Annotated in this window: 18 protein-coding genes and 1 other RNA gene; 9 read left to right on the plus strand and 10 right to left on the minus strand. The window is 61.7% G+C overall.

Going from position 1 to position 17,558, the window contains the following annotated elements; translation table 11 throughout:
* A complete protein-coding gene (locus ACTOWJ_RS24220) occupies positions 1-519 on the minus strand; it encodes a DUF2199 domain-containing protein (protein WP_441337184.1) in 519 nt (172 codons plus the stop codon).
* Between the two features lie 9 nt (positions 520-528).
* Positions 529-930 carry a ferric iron uptake transcriptional regulator gene (gene fur, locus ACTOWJ_RS24225; RefSeq protein ID WP_441337185.1) on the minus strand — a complete coding sequence of 134 codons (402 nt, stop codon included), beginning with the start codon at positions 928-930 and terminating at the stop codon, positions 529-531.
* 209 nt (positions 931-1,139) lie between these two features.
* On the opposite strand from fur, the gene ACTOWJ_RS24230 reads away from it, so the two are divergent.
* A complete protein-coding gene (locus ACTOWJ_RS24230) occupies positions 1,140-1,535 on the plus strand; it encodes an outer membrane protein assembly factor BamE (RefSeq protein ID WP_441337186.1) in 396 nt (131 codons plus the stop codon).
* Positions 1,536-1,556: 21 nt separating this feature from the next.
* Here the strand turns inward: ACTOWJ_RS24230 and ACTOWJ_RS24235 are convergent, their stop codons facing one another.
* Genes ACTOWJ_RS24235 through ACTOWJ_RS24245 form a run of 3 tightly spaced genes read right to left on the minus strand, consistent with a single transcriptional unit; the run spans position 1,557 to position 2,468 of the window.
* A complete protein-coding gene (locus ACTOWJ_RS24235) occupies positions 1,557-1,703 on the minus strand; it encodes a DUF6053 domain-containing protein (RefSeq protein WP_441337187.1) in 147 nt (48 codons plus the stop codon).
* 34 nt (positions 1,704-1,737) lie between these two features.
* Complete coding sequence (locus tag ACTOWJ_RS24240; RefSeq protein ID WP_441337188.1) at positions 1,738-2,007, minus strand: RnfH family protein; 270 nt, start codon at positions 2,005-2,007, stop codon at positions 1,738-1,740.
* The gene (locus ACTOWJ_RS24245; RefSeq protein ID WP_441337189.1) at positions 2,004-2,468 is read right to left on the minus strand and encodes a type II toxin-antitoxin system RatA family toxin; all 465 of its coding nucleotides are present in this window, start codon (positions 2,466-2,468) and stop codon (positions 2,004-2,006) included. The genes ACTOWJ_RS24240 and ACTOWJ_RS24245 overlap by 4 nt, the downstream gene beginning before the upstream one ends.
* 252 nt (positions 2,469-2,720) lie before the next feature.
* Between ACTOWJ_RS24245 and smpB the strand changes: the two genes are divergently transcribed.
* A complete protein-coding gene (gene smpB / locus ACTOWJ_RS24250; protein WP_441337190.1) occupies positions 2,721-3,233 on the plus strand; it encodes an SsrA-binding protein SmpB in 513 nt (170 codons plus the stop codon).
* Positions 3,234-3,468: 235 nt separating this feature from the next.
* Here the strand turns inward: smpB and ACTOWJ_RS24255 are convergent, their stop codons facing one another.
* The 3 genes from ACTOWJ_RS24255 to ACTOWJ_RS24265 all read right to left on the minus strand — a co-directional run bounded on the left by ACTOWJ_RS24255 (position 3,469) and on the right by ACTOWJ_RS24265 (position 6,361).
* Entirely contained in the window at positions 3,469-5,706 is a 2,238-nt protein-coding gene (locus tag ACTOWJ_RS24255; protein ID WP_441337191.1) for a CHASE domain-containing protein, read from the minus strand.
* Positions 5,707-5,771: 65 nt separating this feature from the next.
* Positions 5,772-6,077: a hypothetical protein gene (locus ACTOWJ_RS24260; protein ID WP_441337192.1), complete on the minus strand. Its 306-nt coding sequence runs from the start codon at positions 6,075-6,077 to the stop codon at positions 5,772-5,774.
* The gene (locus tag ACTOWJ_RS24265) at positions 6,077-6,361 is read right to left on the minus strand and encodes a hypothetical protein (RefSeq protein WP_441337193.1); all 285 of its coding nucleotides are present in this window, start codon (positions 6,359-6,361) and stop codon (positions 6,077-6,079) included. The genes ACTOWJ_RS24260 and ACTOWJ_RS24265 overlap by 1 nt, the downstream gene beginning before the upstream one ends.
* A gap of 334 nt (positions 6,362-6,695) precedes the next feature.
* On the opposite strand from ACTOWJ_RS24265, the gene ACTOWJ_RS24270 reads away from it, so the two are divergent.
* From ACTOWJ_RS24270 to ACTOWJ_RS24280, 3 genes are all read left to right on the plus strand, one after another.
* Positions 6,696-7,067: a helix-turn-helix domain-containing protein gene (locus tag ACTOWJ_RS24270; RefSeq protein ID WP_031373591.1), complete on the plus strand. Its 372-nt coding sequence runs from the start codon at positions 6,696-6,698 to the stop codon at positions 7,065-7,067.
* Positions 7,068-7,430: 363 nt separating this feature from the next.
* Positions 7,431-7,784: a transfer-messenger RNA gene (gene ssrA / locus ACTOWJ_RS24275) on the plus strand.
* A gap of 162 nt (positions 7,785-7,946) precedes the next feature.
* Positions 7,947-9,188, plus strand: a complete 1,242-nt coding sequence (locus tag ACTOWJ_RS24280; RefSeq protein WP_441337194.1) for a tyrosine-type recombinase/integrase — start codon at positions 7,947-7,949, stop codon at positions 9,186-9,188.
* A 713-nt stretch (positions 9,189-9,901) separates the two neighbouring features.
* Here ACTOWJ_RS24280 and ACTOWJ_RS24285 read toward each other — a convergent pair.
* Positions 9,902-10,174 carry a hypothetical protein gene (locus tag ACTOWJ_RS24285; protein WP_441337195.1) on the minus strand — a complete coding sequence of 91 codons (273 nt, stop codon included), beginning with the start codon at positions 10,172-10,174 and terminating at the stop codon, positions 9,902-9,904.
* Positions 10,175-11,646: 1,472 nt separating this feature from the next.
* Here ACTOWJ_RS24285 and ACTOWJ_RS24290 point away from each other — a divergent pair.
* Positions 11,647-12,219 (plus strand): hypothetical protein, encoded by a 573-nt coding sequence (locus ACTOWJ_RS24290; protein ID WP_441337196.1) that lies wholly within the window; start codon positions 11,647-11,649, stop codon positions 12,217-12,219.
* Between the two features lie 105 nt (positions 12,220-12,324).
* Here ACTOWJ_RS24290 and ACTOWJ_RS24295 read toward each other — a convergent pair whose 3' ends face one another.
* A complete protein-coding gene (locus ACTOWJ_RS24295) occupies positions 12,325-12,516 on the minus strand; it encodes a hypothetical protein (RefSeq protein WP_441337197.1) in 192 nt (63 codons plus the stop codon).
* Between the two features lie 645 nt (positions 12,517-13,161).
* Here ACTOWJ_RS24295 and ACTOWJ_RS24300 point away from each other — a divergent pair.
* The 3 genes from ACTOWJ_RS24300 (at position 13,162) to ACTOWJ_RS24310 (ending at position 17,494) form a co-directional block, all read left to right on the plus strand.
* On the plus strand, positions 13,162-13,308 hold the full coding sequence (locus tag ACTOWJ_RS24300) for a hypothetical protein (protein WP_191968982.1): 147 nt from the start codon (positions 13,162-13,164) through the stop codon (positions 13,306-13,308).
* Positions 13,309-13,376: 68 nt separating this feature from the next.
* Positions 13,377-14,036, plus strand: a complete 660-nt coding sequence (locus ACTOWJ_RS24305; protein WP_441337198.1) for a hypothetical protein — start codon at positions 13,377-13,379, stop codon at positions 14,034-14,036.
* 1,265 nt (positions 14,037-15,301) lie between these two features.
* The gene (locus ACTOWJ_RS24310) at positions 15,302-17,494 is read left to right on the plus strand and encodes a hypothetical protein (protein WP_441337199.1); all 2,193 of its coding nucleotides are present in this window, start codon (positions 15,302-15,304) and stop codon (positions 17,492-17,494) included.
* The last annotated feature ends 64 nt before the right edge of the window (positions 17,495-17,558 follow it).

Genomic DNA, 17,558 nt, shown 5'->3' on the forward strand with positions numbered 1-17,558 from the left:
TCAGGCCTTGTCGCCCGAGCCCAGACCGGTGAAGTAGCGCGCACGATGCGGCGTGATCTCCTGAAGCTGTTCGCGTTCCAGGGGATGGCCGGTGCCGGCGAAATGAAACGACGGCCGCGTCTGATCATGCAGACGCAGCGTCAGATTCAATCCGAGGGTGCTGGCTTCGTAGGTCGAGGGAATATGGTTGGCAAGCGTGCCGACAAGCGGCGGCAGTAAATCGCTGCCCCGCTCGTCCCAACTGTCCCAGACCGTGCGCCAGTCGTCCGCGCTCAACTCGGCCCAGGCGCCGATACGGTACATATCGCCGCTTTCCATCGGCAAGGGGATGACGCCGCGCACGAACCAGCGACGCTCCCCGATCACACAGAAATTGTCGTTGCAGCGGGTTCCCGGCGCGAACCGGGCCGCCTCGTCCAGCGCGTAGTAAGCGTCGGGATAGGCGAAGGAATATTCCAGTTCCGACAGCGGCACCAGTTCGCCGCAGCACGAACAAAGCCGCATCGGCTCACCCGACACGATTGAGTCTCAGCGCTTCTTGCGCACGTAAAGCACCAGCGAATGCTCCTCGATCACATACCCGTGCGAGGCCGCGATCTTGCGCTGCAGTTCCTCGATCTCCGGGCTTTCGAATTCGATGATCTTGCCGCTGTCGATATCGACCATGTGATCGTGGTGATGGCCGCGGTCGAGTTCGTACACCGACTGGCCCGCCTCGAAGTTGTGCTTGAGCACCAGACCGGCCGACTCGAACTGGGTCAGCACTCGGTAGACCGTGGCCAGGCCGATGTCCTCGCCTTTCTCCAGCAGCATCCGATAGATGTCTTCGGCGGTCATGTGGCGCGGCTTGGATTGCTCCAGCAGCTCCAGAATCCGCATCCGCGGATGGGTGACCTTGAGCCCGGCGTTACGCAGATCCTGCGATTCCATAAACGATGTCCCTTGAGCTGTTCGGTCCGGCGGCGCACCGGACCCGATGATGACCGGCTGGCCGTCGCCGCGAGGGGCGCACCGGGCGGGCGGGCCGGAATGGCGGATGAACGCGAGGGGTCGCCGCGCGCCGCTGTCCGCCCTTGGAGGGGTCTGGCTTCAGTGTATCATCGGCCCCGTTGCCTTCGACTGCCGCAGACCCTCATACGATGCGTAAGCTCCTGCTCGTTCTCTCGCTCTCCCTGCTCACCGCCGGCTGCGGCGTCATCTACAAGCAGCCGATCTATCAGGGCAATCTGCTGGAGAAGACCGCCGTCGACCAGCTTCAGACCGGCATGAGCAAGCAGCAGGTGCAGGTGCTGATCGGCACGCCGTCGATCGAGGACCCGTTCCACCAGAACCGCTGGGACTACACCTCGACCCAGCGCGTCGACCGCCTGGGCCACACCACCCGCAAGAATCTGACCCTGTGGTTCGAAAACGACGCCCTGACCAAGTGGGAAGGCGACTACTTCGCCGAGCAGGACGAGCAGATCGCCAAGGCCTCGGTCAAGCAGTTCGGCCGCAATCTGGCCAAGGAAAAGGACAAGAAGCGCCGCCGCTGAGCCCCTCTCGCTCCTGCGCGCTCACCGAATACAGCCGCCGCGAGGCGGCTGTTTCGCATGGGGCCTCGCCTGTGCGGGACCTTTTGTGGGAGGGCCTTCAGGCCCGACGCCTTTGGTTCCGGTCGCCACGGCGCGGCCGAAAAGCGTCGGGCCTGAAGGCCCTCCCACAAAAGTCCTGCGTAATGCGTCCTCGCTCCCAGGCCTATTTCTTCTTGAGCGGCCGGTCTTCCGCCCGCCGGCGTCGCGCGTCCTTGGGATCGGCCTGCAACGGCCGCAGCAACTCGACCCGGTCGCCCTCGCACAGCCGCGTGTCGGCCGAAACGCGCAGCCCGAACACGGCGTAGCCGGTAATCTGCGGATCGTCCTGGAACCCGGCTGCGGCCACCGCCTGCGCGACCGTGGCGGTCTCGTCCAACTCCAGCACGACCGCGTCGAAGCGGTGCGGCCAGGCACGGACGACCTCGATCTTCACGCCGTCGCGCCGCCCGCCACCGGCGTACCAGGCTCGGCGCCGCGATCGGCCACGCGCACGAAATCGTCGACCATGCGATCGGCCAGGCTCTGGAAGCCCAGCGCCATCGCCGGCCCCAGCAGTTTCACCGCCGGTTCGAACTCCAAGGTCAGGGTCACCTTGCACGCGGACTCGTCCAGCGCATGGAACTCCCAGCGCCCGCCGAGCTTGCGGAACGGCCCGTCGACCAGCTTGAGCTCGATGTGGTGCGGCGGCGACAGCGTGTTGTGGGTCGTGAACCAGGTGCGCAGCGCGCCCAGGCCCAGGTCCAGCCGCGCGACCATGTGCATATCGTCGGCTTCGAGAATCTGCGCCTGCTCGCACCAGTCGAAACGGCGCGGATACGCCGCCACGTCGTTGACCAACGCGAACATGCGCGCGGCGGAGTGCTCTACCAGGGCGGAACGGCGGATGGTCGGCATGTGGTTATCGCAATGTGGTCCGCGGCGCGGGATTCAAGCCAACCGAAGTGATGTAAACCGGATACGGCCGAACCGGCAAACCGCCCGCCGAACCGGCACCGCACCCCATGCAGCTGCGGCCCATCGACACTCACGCATCGATACGGCCGACACACGAAGTCTCGCCTACGGCCCAAACCGCTCGGCAAGCCCGATTTCACCCCAAACCGACGACGGCTGCGCAAACCGCCTTCGGATCGGAGACAATGGCTCATGGCTAACAACACCAACAACAAGGCCGGTAAGGATAAAGGAAAGGGCAGCGCGGGCGGCACCATCGCGCAAAACAAGCGCGCCCGCCACGAGTACCACCTCGAAGAGCGTTTCGAGGCCGGCCTGGCCCTGGAGGGCTGGGAACTCAAATCCATCCGCGCCGGACGCGCCAACATCACCGATGCCTATGCGGTCGTCCTGCATGGCGAGATATTCCTGATCGGCGCTCAGATCACCCCGCTGATCCAGGCCTCGAGCCACGTCGTGGCGGTGGAGCGGCGCACCCGCAAGCTGCTGCTGCACAGGAACGAAATCGACAACCTGATCGGCCGCATCCAGCGCGACGGTTACACCGTGGTGCCCACCTCGCTGTACTGGAAGGGCAACAAGGTCAAGGCCGAGATCCACCTGGCCAAGGGCAAGCAAAGCCACGACAAGCGCGAAGCCAGCAAGGAACGCGACTGGGCACGCGAAAAGCAGCGGGTGATGCGGCGACACAACCGCAACGCCTGACGGCGCCGCGGATCGGATCGGTCGCGGCTGGAGCGGGAATCTCGGGCTTCAGTCAGAACGCTTGCGTGCACCGCTGCGGTTGTCGCGGCTCGCGCCGCTCCTACAGTCGGTATCGCAGCAACGCCGTGCTCTTGTAGGAGCGGCGCAAGCCGCGACCGCGCAACTGCGTTTACGACGCAACTCACACCGCACGCGGAACCCCAATCGCGGCTCGCCTCGCAAGCCGACACCCCGATCAACCCCCGTGGCCACCACCGGGCAAGGTGAAATAGAACGTCGCGCCCTCGCCTTCGCTGCCCTCGGCGCGGATGGTTCCGCCGTGGCGCTCGACGATGCGCTTGACCGAGGCCAGGCCGATGCCGTGGCCGGCGAAATCCTCGACGCTGTGCAGACGCTGGAACGGCCGGAACAATTTGTCGACATAAGCCTGCGGGAACCCGGTGCCGTTATCGCGCACGAAGAATTCGCGGGTGCCGTGCGCCTCGACCGCGCCGAACTCGATCCGCGCCGGCGCGCGATCACGGGTGAACTTCCAGGCGTTGCCGAGCAGATTGCCCAACAGATTGCGCAGCAACGACGCGTCGCCGACCACCTGCAGGCCCGGCTCGATCCGCACCTCGACCGCGCGCTGGCCATCGCCCATGCGCAACTCGTCGATCAACTCGGTGGCGAAGCGGCTCAAATCGACGGTCTCGTGCTTGAGCTCGCTGCGGGTCAGGCGCGACATCTTGAGCAAGGCGTCGATCAGATCGCCCATGCGCGCGGCGGCCTTGCGTACCCGCCCCAGATAACCGCTGCCGGCCTCGTCGAGGCGGTCGGCGTATTTCTCGCCGAGGATCTTGCTGAAACCGTCGATCGCCCGCAGCGGCGCGCGCAAATCGTGCGACACGCTGTAGGCGAAGGCCTCCAGTTCCTGATTGGCCTGGCTGAGCTCGCGCGTGCGCAAGGCCACGCGCGCTTCCAGGGTGCGGTTGAGCGCGTGCACGCGCGCCTGCGCGCGCAGCCGCTCGGTGACGTCCTCGACCTGGACCAGGCCGGTGATGTCCTGACCGACCTTGCCCGGCACCGGCGAATAAGTCAGCTGCACCTGCCGCGCCACCCCGTGCTGACGCCGCAGGCGTCGGGTGGCGCGATGCACGCCGTCGCCATCGCCTTCCTCGTTGCCGAGCGCCGGCGCTTCGCCTTCTTCGTCTTCGAGCAGGCTGTCGAAACGTTGATCCAGCAACTGCGCCAGCGGCAGCCCGACGATGGTCGACAGCGACGGGTTGGCGTCGACGATGCGCCCTTCGCTGTCGAGCAGGGCCTTGCCGATCGCCGAGTACTGCATCGCGCTGCGGAACCGGGCCTCGCTGCGGCGGAAATCCTCGGTCATGCGCAGGGCGATCTGGCGCGCGCGCGATTCGGTGTGCGCCAGCACCAGCGCGATGCCGTACAACAGCAGCGAGGTGAAGATGCCCAGCGCGAACATGTTGCGCAGGTTCTCCATGCGCGGCACGGCTTGCTCGATCGGCGGGGATTCGTATTCGATCCGCCAGGTCCGGCCGTAGACCTCGAAGGTCGCCTTGTGCACGAACGCCGCCGGCTGCTCGGGCTGGAGTCCGGCCGGCTGAAACAGCAGCGTGTCGCGCCCGCCGCTCTCATCGAAGATGCGGAAACGCATGTCGCGATGCGTGTCGCCGAGCGAGGTCGCGACGAAGCTCTCCATCCGGAACGGCACGTACACCCAACCTTGCATCTCGGCGCGACGCAGGCTGGGACTTTGCGGACGGCCGCCGCCCAGGTACACCGGCAGCACCAGGATCAAACCGGTGCTTTTGGTGCCGTCGTGCTTGTCCTGGATCAGCTCGATCTTGCCCGACAGGCGCGCCTGCCCCGATTCCAGCGCCGCCTCCATCGCGGCGTGGCGCGTGGCCTCGGCGAACATGTCGTAACCGATGGCTTCGATATTGGCCGGCGTCCTCGGCTCCAGATAAAGGATCGGGCCGTAGATCTCGCGCTGGCCGAACGGCCGCACCGTCAGCAAGCCATAACCGGCATCGCGCCATTCGGTCTGCAATTGCACCAGCAACCGCTGCGGCACGTAACCGGTGAAGCCCAGGCCCAGGGTCGCCGGAAAGCGCCGCTGCAGGTTCATCCCCTCCACATAGGCCTTCCACTGCGACGCGGTCGGCCGTTGCACCGACGCGAACAGCGATACGCCGCCGCGCGCGACCAGTTCGTAATTGACCAGGCGCTGCTGGATCAGCTCGGTCACCTGCACGGTGCGTCCGACGAATTCGGCCTGAGCCGAGCGCTGTTCGCGATCGCGCGCGACCCGCCAGGCGGTGAACACCAGCACCAGGGCGACGATGAAAACGATGAAGGCGAGCAGATAGCCGCGACGCGGCATCAGACCGGACACATCGGCATAGTCCGGCGTGGAGTCCGGCTCGTTCGGCGCAGGGGCGTGGGCGGCCGGATCGGTCGTCGTCATCCGCCCTAGCATACTAGCCACCTCGCGTGTGCCGCATCACACCGCGTTGGCGCCCGCCCGCGCCGCTAATCGCGGCGCAGGCCGTCGAGCATCAGGCGATTGATGCAATCCAGATGCTCCACCGCCATGCGCCGACACAGCCGCGGCCAATGCCGTTGCGGCCGGATCGACGCGCCGGACAATTGCTGCGCCAGCAGGTACTGCTCGATCTCGTCGGCCAGTTCCAGCAAGGCGCGACCGTTGCGATCGGCGCGCCGCGCGAGCCGGTCGCGATGGGAGATGCGGCGCACCCAGCTCCAGGCCAGGAACGCCGCGACCAACAACACCACGCCGGCAGCCAGCAGCCACAGCGCCAAAGCCGTCGCGGCCATCACCCACCTCCGGCCGTCAGCGCCATCAGTTCGGCCGGTTCGAGCTTGAAGCCGCAGGCCTGCGCCATCAGCAGGGCGCGCTGGCGGGTCGACACATAACCGCGCACCCGCATGCGCCGTAGCATCGCCGCGGACACCCCAGCCGCCTGCGCGGCTTCGCGCGCGGTGGCGAAGCAAGCGATGTAGCGCTCGATCGGGTTCGGCGAACGGCTGGTCGGCTTGCGCCGTCCGCGCCCGCCGCTGTCTCCGCTACCTCCGCTACCACCTCGATCGCGTGATTCCACGCCACTTTCGGCCTGCGATTCGGCCGCGAGCGTGACGCGCTCTCCGGTTTGCGCACCCGCCTTCGCCTTGGCGCGCGGCGGACGGGCGCAATCGCGGTCTCCGTCCGCTGGGGTACTGACGTTGAAACGCTTGAGTCGCTCCATAACTCCTCTCGCTCGGCATCCATGCCGAACCAAACTACCATTTGAAATTGCTCTTTTCAACCAGCAAAAAGAGTGATCTTTTTATGAGGGGATACGCAACAATGAGTTGCGCTATCTTCGCTTGGCCGAAGGCCGGGACCGAGGAGCGAGCGCCCACGTTTCAGCCCTGCAGGATGCTCCGGCGAGACCTATGACTAACGCGCCCCATCAAGAATTCGCCAATCGGCTGCACCAGGCCCTGGATTTTTCAGGATTCGCCAAGGGCCGAGCCCGTACCGGCGCCCTATCGGCCTATTACGACGTCAGCCGCGAGACCGCCCGCAAATGGCTGGTCGGTCTGGCCCTGCCCGAACTGGAGCGCATGCTGCAGATCGCGGTGCAGCAGCACGTCAGCTTCGAATGGCTGGCCACCGGCCGCGGCACCATCGAAGGAAAATCGCTGTCGGTGCGCGAAAACGCGGCCAAATACAGCGATCCCGACGAACTGCGGCTGATGGGCCTGATGCGCAAACTTTCGCGCAAGAAGCGCCGGGCGCTGATCGAACTGCTCGACGGCAACTGAGCCGCGGTTCGATTTCGATGCGATGTCCGCCACGCTTGCAGGAGCGTGGCAAGGTTGGCGCGTGCGCGGGTATCTCGCTCTTTCGCTGGAGAAAGAGCGTCGGGGCTGAAGTCCCTCCCACAAAAGACCCCGAGATAACGCGGTCGCGTGCAGAGCGCCGTCGACACGCCATAGCGGAAGCCGCGAGGTCTTTATGTGGGAGGGGCTTCAGCCCCGACGAACGAAGCGACGCCGCCACACAACATCGCAACGCTGCCAATACCGACCCACCACATCCACACCGCAAGCTGAGCGCCGCGCACGCAGCGCTTGTGAACCCGCCCCCAGCCCCTATACTGGTCCAGTCAGCGTGATGCTGTCCCCGGGGGTGCACTGGCTTCGACGGGGGTCGCGAAATCGCCTGGTGCATGCCGAGGGGGTAGCTTTCCTCGTAAATCCAGCTGCAAACTTCTAGTTGCCAACGACGACAACTACGCTCTCGCCGCTTAAGGCGTAAGCCTCGAAACTGCTTGTGTCCGTGCTCGCAGCGTAGAGTCATTATCACGGAATCGTCGGGAGCGGCTGCCTGTCAGCACCTGATTAACCTCTAACAGGCTGGTCCTTGGATGCGCTTTGCGCGCCGTGCTGTCCCGGGATGAGATCCAACGGAGCGCTAAGCATGTAGTGCCGGGGATGGAGTGCCTTCGGACGGCGGTTCGATTCCGCCCACCTCCACCATAAGACGGTCCCACAAGGACCACGAAAGGCCGGAAATTCCTGGAAAACCAGGGCTTCCGGCCTTTTTTATGCCTGTAGTAGTCCCGCAGAGTCTATTGCAATCTGGTTCCTCCTGGCGGTAACAATGGCGGTAACTCGCCTACCGCCAAAACAGTTACCGCCATGCCGCGCACCGTTGCTCCGCTGACCGATACCGCCATACGAAAGGCCAAACCCGGCTCCAAGCCAGCCAAGCTCCGCGACGGCGGCGGCCTATACATCCTGATCAACACGGATGGCTCAAGGTGGTGGCGCTGGGACTATCGCAGGCCCGTTACCAGTAAGCGCAACACCCTGAGCCTCGGCACCTACCCCGAGGTCTCGCTCGCGGATGCGCGCAACCGTCACGCAGAAGCACGTCGCCAGTTGGCCGCTGGGATCGATCCTGGCGAGCACCGGAAGGCTGAAAAGGTTGCTGGCGTTGAGCGCGCTGCCAATAGCTTTGAGGTCGTCGCCAGAGAGTGGCTTGGTAAGCAGACGTGGGTGGAGAAATACCGAGTAAAGATCATCGCGTGGATGGCGAACGACGTGTTCCCGCATATCGGTGGGCGCCCCATTGCCGAACTGACCGCTCCCGACTTTCTCCGCGTCGCCCGCCGGATCGAGGATCGCGGGGCGATCGAATCAGCTCACCGGATCATGCAGAACTGCGGACAGGTGATGCGATACGCCATCGCCACCGGCCGCCCCAATCGCAATCCCGTGGCCGACCTTCGGGGAGCTTTGGCGTCCCCAGTAGAACGCCACCACGCAGCCATCACCGACCCAAGGCAGCTTGGCGGCCTCCTGCGAGCTATTGACGACTACTCCGGTGACGCCACCACTCGCGCCGCGATGCGGCTTGCTCCGTTGGTGTTTGTTCGCCCCGGTGAACTGCGGCAGGCAGAGTGGTCGGAGATCGACTTGGACAAAGCCGAGTGGAACATCCCAGCTCACAAGATGAAGATGCGAGAGCCACATCTCGTCCCGCTGTCTTCTCAGGCCGTGGAAATCATTCGTGACCTGCAACCGCTCACCGGTCATCGACAGTTCGTGTTCCCGGGTGGACGCTCCCCTAAGCGCCCCTTAAGCGACAACGCGATCACCGCCGCGCTGCGCCGCATGGGTTTCGACAAGCACACAATGACTGCACACGGCTTCCGCGCCACGGCGCGCACGTTGCTGGACGAAGAACTGAGCTGGCGACCTGACTTGATAGAACATCAGCTAGCGCACGCCGTTCGTGATCCAAACGGCAGAGCGTACAACCGCACGAGTCATCTGCCGGAGCGTAAGCGGATGATGCAGGCGTGGGCGGACTACTTGGATGCTCGCAAGGCTGACGCTGGGAATGTAGTCGTCCCGTTCAAACCTAAGGCCGCCTGAGACAAGGCCGAGCAAGCCAAGAACAACAAAGGGCGCCTAGAGGCGCCCTTTCTGCATTCAGATTCGTAGCGACCCAATACCGCGCACAGCCCTCTAGCTCAAGTGCGACGGCAAACACCCAATACCAAGCTAATAAGCCCAAGCCGCAACCAACGGCCGGGCTCTCGATCCAACCACAAGCCCCGCTGCTGCGGATAAGGACGTTCCACGAACACCTCCACTCCGAGCCCCTCGAACAACGTCACTGCTTCGCCATGGACCATGTGCCTGCCCCTGTTTTACTTCTGAGTCTGCCCGTCCCTATCTGTAGTTTTCGACGCCGGAGACGTGTCGGCAGGCGCGAGCCTAGCGACTCAGAGTGCCAAAGAAAAACACGCGAGCGAGTGATACGCGCACAGAGGTGACAGTCGCCAGCGAGAGCATATAAATCCATGATCTAACGACGATTTCTAGCGAGCCTGGAACTTCTGGATGAACTAGGCCCGGACGTGCTTGCGGGGTAATTTCGGCGCGTTTGATGTAGCGCTGCGCGAGGCTGGGGGGGCACACCTGCCCTTATTGATCAATGCTTCTGCGGAAGTTTGCGGTAGAACACATTCGGTCCCTACCGGTAACTCCAGGGCAGCGGGCCGCTCTATAACCGCGGCGGCGGAACGATGCCGTAACGCGTAGTGATCAAGAACTCGAGGCTCGTAGGCCAACTCATCAGCCCGTTATTGGTCAAGAGCCTCTTCTACTGCTTCCCTGATCCTCTTCATGTCGTTATTGGCGTTCTCGACATACTCAGTCAGGCAGCGCTTGTATTCCCTTATGTCTGAGTTGTAGCGGTTGACCGCGTATTCGTCGCTTAGGTCATACGGCCGAGTGGGTTTGTAACATTTGGCCTCTGGGTAACCGAACAAACCGAGGTTTGAACCTCCAAAAACAACAGCTCCAGCCGTGGCCGAAACGAGCATCAGTCCGGCAAAGACGGTCAGCTTCTTCATTTTGATCCCCCTGAATCGATGATTCCCAACCATTTGTCTAGAATTGAGCCGATCGTACTCTTACTAAAGGGTCGAAGTCCCCGATAGCCTCATCAATGTGAGCGCGAGACATTTTTGGGAGGCCCTGAGTCGCCCTTTACGAAAGATAGTGGCCTTCGAATTCGATCTTGGTTACTGCGAGGCGCCCGCCCTTTGCCTACCCAGCCTCACGGAAATTTGCGGTGAAATATTTCACTCGGGATCACCGAATACTTCCCCGTAGATCGACGTGTAACCGATGTGAAATCGCATGCGATCTGGCAGTTCATTGACCGATGCCGATTCGGCGTCACGCTGCGTGACGCGTATGGACACTAATCTCAAGGTTTCCCCTGGTGCGATCGAGCTGTGCGGCGCAAGTGCGGGGTAGTGCCCCTCAGAGTCGGCACGGATGCCTAATTGGTCGCAGACCCAATCAAAATTCTCATCGTCTAGGTCGGCCAGCCGGCGCCCGTCGAAGACCACCGTGTACCCAACGACGTTCGCAGGCCCCAGGCCCACATTCTTTAAGATAAATTCCGCCGTGTCCGCGCCGGGCAGAGGATCAAGACGCCAATCCCCAAATAGGCTCGGCTTTGAACGTAGGCACCGGTCGCGATCAGCTTCGGCGCGCTCTTCTCGCCGTTGAGAAGCAGCAGCTAATCGCTCAAGGCGCCTCTCTCGGCGAGAGCGTCTACTTTCGGAAATAGTGAAGGCTAGAGCGAGCAGGGCGACTAACATTTGCGCCCAGGCGGCCCACATCGACCAATCGGTACCCCCGCCAGCTGGAGCTGCCATATGATCCCCTGCGTCCCTGTAGATCGCAGCAGGATAGCGCAGGAGAGCCGCGCACGGCGCCGGACGAAATGGTGGCGGGTGTCACTCGGGATCGCGTAAAGCGGCTCTCAGTGCGCCTCAGCTTTGGCTTGCTCGCGCTTCTTTCGCTCGGCGTTGTATCGAGCGGCGGGAACCACCGTCGTTGCGCTTCTCGGCCTCGGCGACCTGCTTAAGGATGTTCGGCGGCTTGGCCGGCGAGTCGTCCTCTAGATCGAGGATCGAGGTCTTGCTTGGGATCGCCACGGTCGTAGTAACCTCTTGAGTGAGACGATCCGGATCAGCACGGCGGCGGCGGCGATGCGGGGCAGCACAAGAGAACCTCAGGAGAACCGGTGGAGTACCTCAGGTGTTACCTAAGTGATCCACCTACGGTTAGAACCTAAATAGAAGACCTAAGGTGGAAACCTAAGATAGACCTTTAGGTACACCTTAGGTTTCTATATATGATACCAGGGCTGTCAACAGCCCCAAGGGGTGGTCAGATACGGACGGATGGCCGATCGGTTTCAGGCATTGGTCTTGTCTTGAAATCCAGTGAAGTAGCGATACCTCTCTGAGCTCGAATCCTACTTCGACCGCCAGTTCTCACGCTTGTTCGTGGCCGCAGGGAGGCTTACATGCCAAAGTTTGACGAAGATCAGGTGCGTCACTTCGAACTGATGGCTAAGGCCATGGAAAAGGGCGCTTCATTCAACTCCCTTTTCATTGCAGCTGGTTATGTGACGTTTTTTGCGTTGTGGAAGAACGTTGGGGGCTGTGCGACGCCTACGTCGCACATGTTGGCGGGAGCGAGTATTACCCTATCGGCAGTTCTTTACGTCCTGTGGATGGTCTTTGGTCTGGTAGTCCTGAATATCGCGATGATGTCGCTTGTCAATCAGGTCGAATCATCGCCTCGGCTGCTAGAGTCGCCTGAGCCGCTGGATTTGAAGTCGGCGTCCGCGATCCTGCGGGAAGCGCTGGATGACAAAGATTCAGGCATGACGCACGTGCAGCGCGCCTCCTATCGCATGCTGTTGAGCACCCTTAAAGTTGCGAAACTGTGGCCCTATGCTCTGGCCGCAATCATGCTTCCGGCATTACTCGGAATGGGTATTGTGTTTTCTACGTATGTACATGGTGCATGGCTCAGCTATCACGGCGATGCCGTGCAATGTGCCTCACAGCTGGCGCTCAGTACGACTCCCTGAGCGCCCACCAGCGCTCACAGGACACGGCACAAGGCGAGCGCAGCCAAGAACGCTGCGCCCGCTCCAGTGCGAACAACAGGCCCTTGAAGACCGCCTGCTTGCGGGTCACAACCCTTCCGCCTTGAGCCACTCGAACACGTCGAAGGAAGGGCACGCCTTCGCGACGCCGGACCACTCGTTGTGGTCGCGGACGACCATGCCGGGGCACTTCCACTTGTAGTGGACCACGACGTCTCGCAAGCCCACCTTTTGGAGTGGCGTGCGAGTGTACTTCGGTGCCTTCATGTCCTTCGACATGCCGCCGACGTAGCACACGCCGATATTGCCGGTGTTGTTCTTGCCGATGTGGGCGCCGACCTGGTCGTCGTCGAGTGCCCGGACGAAGCGACCGAATAGCTCGATGACAAGCCCCTCTCATAGCCCTTGAAAAGCTTGAGCGTCATCCCAATCTGCGAAAAAAGGGGCTGCCTGGAAGGGACAGCAGGAGTCGCAGAATGTGCACTCAGCTTCGCGCTCAGATTCCGCGAAAACACAGCAGGTAGTGGTCAGTCTCAATTTATGAGACTACATATTGTGGTTAGCAGTCGTCCCGCACACTTGCCAACTTGTTAAATGGTGATAGAATCGGCAACGATCCATCCCAAAAAGCAAACGCCTCGCTTGCAGGCGAGGCGTTCGGGGTACAGCAACTCACAGCTTAAGGAGAAAACAACAATCCGAAGTCCGGACAAAGCTGTCCAAATACGGATAGTGGAAGCCTACAAAGCTGTGCGTCTTGGCGGACGCAGAAGTATATCTCCCAAAGAGCTACTTCGTAAAGCATCTACGTAGGTCTTCCACCTCTCCGGTAACAGGGCCATCCACGACTCCTTCTGCGGAGCCGGCGATGTCCCGTTGGACAGTCGCAATGACTCAATCCCAACTACCCAGAGGTGAACAGCAATGGCTGACAAGAAGATCACTCAACACCGCAGCGCTAAGACCGGCGAATTCGTAACGAAGCAATACGCCGAGAAGCACAAGTCGACGACGGTCACTGAGCGCAACAACGCTCCGAAGCCTTCGCCGTCGAAATCGCGCGGGAAATGAGGAACTGGAGGGGCGGCCGCAAGGTCGCCCCTCTTTTTTTCGTAGATTGCTATAGGACCTACAACAACATGAGCATCATCCCTAAGCTCTCCCCCGTTGTACCGAAGCCCCGTCTCTCTGATCGCAACCTCGCGCGCTTCATGCGCATGTCCGCTAGCCGGCAAATGCGGTTCTTGCACGACCAGAAATACCCCAAGGGCACACCTCAGGTATTCATGCAGCCGTACTACGCTAAGGCCCTCGCAGGCATTCGTGACGTAATGAAACGAGGTTTCCCCGGTATCATCGATGCGCGCGCAAAGCTGCAAGGTATCGCTCAGGAAACACGCCGCAACAATTCGATGCGGGTGCTGGAGTCATTCATCGCTTCACCGCATGCGAAGCGTCGTTTGAGGATTATTTCCGGGCATCGTTACCAAGCGTATGTGCGCAGCCTTGAAGTCCGTTTCTCGCCGCACGTTGTAGCGATCGACGGTGATGAGGTGCGCTACATCTACTTCCATGAGAAGGGTGTTCAGTGCGACCCGGAAGAAGCTCGCCTTACGCTGGAGTTCGGGTATTGGGTATTGACGCAGAACAGCGTTGAGGCCAAGCCGCATCAATTCGAACTGATTGACCTGTTCTCCGGCAAGTATTTCCAAGGTCAGCCCATGAGGCACGAAACCTTAAAGATGCTGGACGACATGGCGCAGCACATCGAAAGTCAGTGGCCTACCATCGAACCGTAAGACGATGGCTCGCTATCCTGTCTCAGTCTATGCGACTGGGGCGGGATAGCGTCTAGCACAAGGAGGCTGTTATGGACTGGTTCAAAACGGCTCGCGCTTACTGGCCTGCAGTTGTGGCCACAGTAACGTCTTGTCTCCTGATGGTTGTCTTGGCTCCGTTGAGGAGCGGCGCTTTAACCGCCGGCATGTTCGACATCCTGCGCTGGATACCGCTTCTGGGCTTTGGGTTCGCATTGCTCTACGGTGGTTGGGTGACCTACCGACTTGTACAAGCAGAGCGTGGCGACGGCCCCCTGTGTCCGCGCTGCGGCGGCCCTTTGGGGATAGAGAAGTACGAGCCGTACAGCCCGCACCGCACCTGCTTAGCGTGCGGTAAGCACGCGAATGAGCGGCACTACCGCTAGGTTCCGTAGCATTCGATCGCTGCTGCTGGAATCCATCCGCGCCCCAGGACGTTCAGCGGACAGCCTCATTGCTGCATCTGCCCAGAACTCTCTGCGCCTTTTACCCTTTGCCCGCCCCAACTCAGCCTGAAGTCGCAAAAGGCGCGCGTTCCCCTTCATCATGCGCCACGGCCTTCTACTTGGGGAACCGCTAGCTTTGTCATTGGATGAAGCCACCAGGACTCTCCAAGACCGAGCTGGATAAATCGGTGGTTCTAGATGGGACAACCTCTCAGCGAGAGGTCCGTCGGATTTCGTGGGCTTTCATCGACACCACATGAATCGCGCGTCGTTTCGCAGACAGCCTAATGAGGCTGGTCAAGACGCTTTGAGACCACGTTGGATAAATCAGTGGTTCTGGACGGAGCAGGCGCTCAACGAGGCGCCCTTTGACACCTTCGGCTACAAGCTGAGCCTCGCCACTCAAGCCCCGCGCCCTTACGCATGTTCTTTCGCTGGGATGCGTAGACCCATATGACGGTTTACCCGTTGAAAGACCTGCCCGCGACCAGATCGTCGCCCTACTTGCCCTTCAGCCCCGATCTAATCAGACGGGATATTGCCTTATGCGGCCAAAAAGGAATATCGAAATATGCGAGCCCCGCAACCCTTGTTGTCAGATTGGCGAACGATATTTGTGACACCGGATCAGCTCAAAGAAGCAATTGCCGTATACGGATACTCCGGCTGTTGCACCCATCGCAGCTCTCGTCTTGGCGCTGGATATCTAGTCACTTACGGCAGTAAAGCCATGCAACGCGCCGCGCGCGCGATAGACGAGCGCCGACAGCGCGCAGAAGCAACGGGAAAGGACGCGAAAGCATGAGCCAACGCATCAGGAGCCACGAAATATTGCGCAGGATTACAGTCGCATCCCGAGCATCAGCACACCCGGCCCTTCATGTGCAGGCAGACCTCGACTCGTCGCGCGGCTACTCCGCACTCGGTGCTGCCACAGTGGATGTCTTCAGCCGCCTCGGCGCCGCTGCATCGCGTCTCCAGACCGACCGCGCGGTCCGTAAGGACGCCGAGGATCAGACGCAGGGGCAGACGGATCGCACCGTCGAATCCCTCGGGGGCACCGCGGCGCAGCCGGCCGAGACGCTCGCGGACAAAACCGCAGGCTACCGGCGCGGCTACTACCTGACCGAGGCCGCGAACCGAATCCACACCACCAAGCTCGAACTCGCCAAGGCGACGGCGGGCTTGCGGCCGGGCGAGGACATCGCGCCGATCATGCAGGAACGCATGGCCGAGATGCTCAAGTCCCCTGAGTTCCAGGACGCGGCGATCCTCAAGGAGATGCAGCCGGCCATCCAGAAAATGCAGGAAGGTGTGGTCGAGTTCCGCCAAAAGACCGAGCTGGCCGAAATCTTCGACAGCCAGGCCGAGAACCTACGCCAGATCGCACGCGATGGTGTGCAGGACGGATCGCTGCTCACGGCCGAGGGCGTCAACAACTTCCGCGCCGCGCTCAACACCGAGGCGTTCGCCTACCTCGAGGACAATGACGCCGACGACATCCTGTCGGGCGCCTACATCGACCTGATCGAGACCGGCCAGATCGACCCGGAGAACGCAAAGGCGGCACTCCAGAAGCCCATTGGTTCCGCTAAGGCGGCCCTGTGGGATCGCACCGGCTGGGGCGAGAAGTTCGAGACCGCGGTGTCCGCTGGTTCCACCGTGCGTGCCCGCAAGTTCGAAGAGGCGCAGGCCGAGATGCTGTCCGGCATGGAGTATCAGCTCCAGGGGCGGGCCTCGAAGGGTCAACTTGCGATCGGCGACATCAACGCACTGGCCGATAAGGTCGGCATGCACGGCAAGGACCGTCTGTCCTTCGTGCGCCGCTGGATCGATCAGAACGACGCCGGCCTCAAGCACATGCAGAGCGAGGCGAACCGCGCCAAGGAGCACAAGCAGGTGATCGCCGCGATCAACGCAGGCAATGCCCTGTCGCTGACCGACTCGCAGCTCAACAAGTCGGCCGAGAAAGAATGGGCCGCAGCGGTGACCGGCGGTGATCGCAAGGTGCAACAGGCCGTCATCGAACGCTACACCCGCGCCGGCATCGTCGTCCCGCAGCTCAAGGACATGCTGGGTCGCACGACCTCGCGCAACCTGACCGCGAATTACAACCTGTACGCCGAGCTGGTGAAGATCGACCCGATCGCTGCTGACCGCTACCTGTCGGAGAGCAATGCAACTCTGTTCGCTCAGCACCACGACAACGTGTCGAAGTTCGGCATGACGCCGGAAGAGAGCATCCAAGCTCTGCCCACCGGTGCAACGAAAGGCCGCCGCGTTGACGTGGCGCTCGAGATCAGCCAGGCCACGACGCAGTTCTACAAGGACAATCCCACCCTTCCCAACGGCTCCGTTCGTACACGCGAAGTGCAGATGCAGATCGAGCAGCAGGCAATCCGCATGGCCCTTGCTAACCCGAACGCTACATCCATGGACAACCTTCGCATGGCCGAGCGTCGCGTACTGGGCGGCCTGATCGAGGTGAATGGACGCATGGTCCCCCGCGGCGGCGCACGGCCCGGCACAGAGACAGCAATCCAGACCATCGCCAATGTCACGGCCGAACGACTAGCTAAAAAGGGAGCGCTGTCGCCAGACCTGATACGCGGCATCTACGCGGCTCCATACCCGCATGACCCATCGCAGTTCGTCGTTCTGCTCCCAAACGGGTTTCCGGTGACTGATCCATCATCACCCCGTGGCGATGCATTGATATTCGATCCTTTAGAAGCCGCGCAGCTATTGCGAGAGTTCGAGATCGAGCGCAGCGATGCCGCCGTCCGCCGGAACCACGAAATCAAGCAGCAACTCCGAAGCAGCCCGATGCCAGTGGCCTACGGCACCGTTGAAACTTTAGGCGTTATGGATCAGATGGCCGATGAGCAAGCTGCGTCCATCGGCAAGGCATCAGAAGCGGTTCCTACCAAGCCCTTTCCCGAGTTCCTCGATTGGGTAAAGAGCTTCAAGCTGCGACAAAGGGACCGCCAGTAAAGAAATAGCGCCTCGTCCCGACATGCGTGCGCCCCGGGCAGAGCCGAAATATCCGCTGCAAATT

Origin of the sequence: Lysobacter sp. CA199, assembly GCF_052078715.1 — a bacterium.
Lineage (GTDB): Bacteria > Pseudomonadota > Gammaproteobacteria > Xanthomonadales > Xanthomonadaceae > Lysobacter.